This window comes from Methanocalculus sp. (genome assembly GCF_029762515.1).
GTDB lineage: Archaea > Halobacteriota > Methanomicrobia > Methanomicrobiales > Methanocorpusculaceae > Methanocalculus.
In genome coordinates this window covers 1-2,349 of record NZ_JARVGN010000363.1, presented here as the reverse complement: position 1 = coordinate 2,349, position 2,349 = coordinate 1, and the positions used below count along the sequence as shown (strand labels likewise).

At 54.6% G+C, this 2,349-nt stretch carries 1 protein-coding gene and 1 pseudogene; both read left to right on the top strand.

The window, feature by feature from the left end; all coding sequences use genetic code 11:
* Positions 1 to 1,356, top strand: a pseudogene (locus QCH34_RS10955) (chromosome segregation protein SMC); the annotation flags it as partial.
* Positions 1,349 to 2,098 carry a segregation/condensation protein A gene (locus tag QCH34_RS10950; protein WP_300334064.1) on the top strand — a complete coding sequence of 250 codons (750 nt, stop codon included), beginning with the start codon at positions 1,349 to 1,351 and terminating at the stop codon, positions 2,096 to 2,098. The pseudogene QCH34_RS10955 and the gene QCH34_RS10950, both read left to right, overlap by 8 nt.
* Positions 2,099 to 2,349 lie beyond the last annotated feature (251 nt).

The following is a 2,349-nucleotide window of genomic DNA, read 5'->3' as shown; positions in this document are numbered from 1 at the left end:
CAGGAGGCAGAGCAGAAGGCGGCACGACTTGAGCTGATCGTGGAGGAATATGGGAAGCGGATAGCACAGCTTGATACTGATATTGCAGGCCTCGCTGGCGCCCTCTCCGAACTTGAAGGCGGTGAAGCCGAGATAGCGGCCGAGATCGCTGCTCTGGAAGAGACCCTTGATGCGATCACCGATCAGATCGGCACCATCAATGCACGGGTGGATGAGATCAAAAAGCGGATGGAGGCATCCGAGGCGGTCAGGCTTGCAGAGATCATCTCTGATCTGAAACGATCCATCGAGGATCTCGAGCGGCGTCTCCGGAATAAAGAGGCAGATATTGCAGATCTCCAGCGCGAACGCCAGTACTTCTCAAAACGCATCGAAGAGATGACAAAAGAGAAGGAGGAGTTAGTTGGTTCAAATATCCGGCTTGAAACAGAAAACAAATCTTATGAAGAGGAGATAAAGGTCTCCCGCGAACGGATCCTTCAGCTTGAGGAGGAGCAGCGGACATTCTCGGATGAGATAGAGGCGCTCCGCCAGAAGAGGAGTGCACTTGATGAACAGGTTGCCGATATCGAGCGACAGCTCATCCGCCATTCCAATGAGAAAGAACGGCATACGATCCAGGCAGAAGCCCTGAAGGAGCGGGCGCAGTCTATCGCCGCTGAGATCGCCGCGCTCGCCCCGGAGACAGAAGAGATCGAATGCGAGCTTTCTCCTGAGGAGATCGAGGAGGGAATTGCGATCACCGAGCGGCAGATCAGAAAGATCGGGGCGGTCAATATGCTTGCGATTGAGGAGTATGATCGTGTCCTGGCACGGGTGGGGGAGCGGACTGAGAGGAAAGATATCCTCTCCCGTGAACGTTCCGATCTTATTGAGCGGATCGAAGGGTTTGAGCGGATGAAACGCGAGGCATTCCTCTCGACATTTGAGGCGATCGACTCGAACTTCAAGGAGATATATGGGCGCCTTGCGAGGGGCTGGGGTCGGCTCATCCTGGAAAATGAGGAGGATCCCTTTGCCGGTGGTTTGACGTTTGAGGTGCATCCACAGGATAAGGATGTCCGTAGGCTGAATATGATGAGTGGTGGGGAGAAGTCTCTTGTGACACTTGCCCTGATCTTCTCGATCCAACGGCATATGCCTGCCCCCTTCTATGGCCTCGATGAGGTGGATATGCATCTTGACGGATCCAATGTTGAGGGGATCTCACAGATGATCAGAAGTCTCTCCGAGACCTCGCAGTTTATCGCCATCTCTCTTCGTAAACCGATGATTCAGGGTGCAGACCGTATCATCGGGGTGACCATACGGCCGGACAAGAGTACCCTTGTTACCGGTGTGAAGTGCAATGCCTGACGAATCGATCAATGAAGAGCCGATCGAGATCCTCGTCCGCATGGCAGAAAGCGGGGAGATCGATCCCTGGAATGTTGATATTGTTCTTTTAACAGACCGTTTCCTCGGTGAGCTTGAGAGGAGGCGCGAGCTCGATCTCCGCATCTCCGGCCGGACGCTTCTCTATGCCTCCATTCTTCTCAGGATGAAATCCGATGCACTGATCGAACGGGTGCCTGATCCGGATGTTGAAGAGGAAGGGGGGGAAGATTTTGGCGAGGAGCTCTTCTTTGATGGGGATCAGGATGGAGAGGGGATCGAGTCGCATCTCGGTCCGATCGAGGTGCTTGAACGGGAAATCCAGCGGCGGATCAAGCGGAAGGAGTACCGGACACGGCCTGTTACCCTTTATGAACTGATCACCCAGTTGAAACTGGCAGAGAAGGAGGAGCGAAGGCGGCAGAGGCGGCGGCATCTGGCTGATGATGATGACCTCTTTGTGATCGCCGAGGATGTCGTCGAGATCGCCCATGAGGAGGCTTTTGAGGAGGCTTCATCCACGATCTATGCGACGCTCCTTCTCCTCGATCCCGATGGATGTACTCCGGTCCCTCTCTCCCTGATTGCATCTGAGATCGGGTGCCACCTGTATGATGTCTATATTCCCACGCTCTTTCTGATGCTTGAGGATCGCGTCGATCTCATCCAGGAGGACTTTTACGGGGAGATCCTGGTTGCACGGGTTCCGGTTCCCACCTTCTGAGCTGGATGGTTTGGTTGTGTTCCCGGATGCGCGGAGCCGCGTTTGTGATGGCGATGGTGGTCTGTTCATCTGGATCCTCTCTGCGCGATCGCCTCCCTGACTGGTATCGTCGGGAGCTATCTCCCCGGTTTGTGGTATTCCGGGGGTCGGGCATCGGTCTGAATGCCTGTTTTCTGGTGATCAAAAGAGAGGGTATAAATGGGACTTCTGCGTATCTAATTAGGTCGCAGGGCAACGGGGTGCAACGAATC

What these genes read in the sequence shown, in the direction of transcription:
- QCH34_RS10950 (WP_300334064.1), top strand. Translation starts at nt 1,349, where the DNA reads ATGCCTGACGAATCGATCAATGAAGAGCCGATCGAGATCCTCGTCCGC.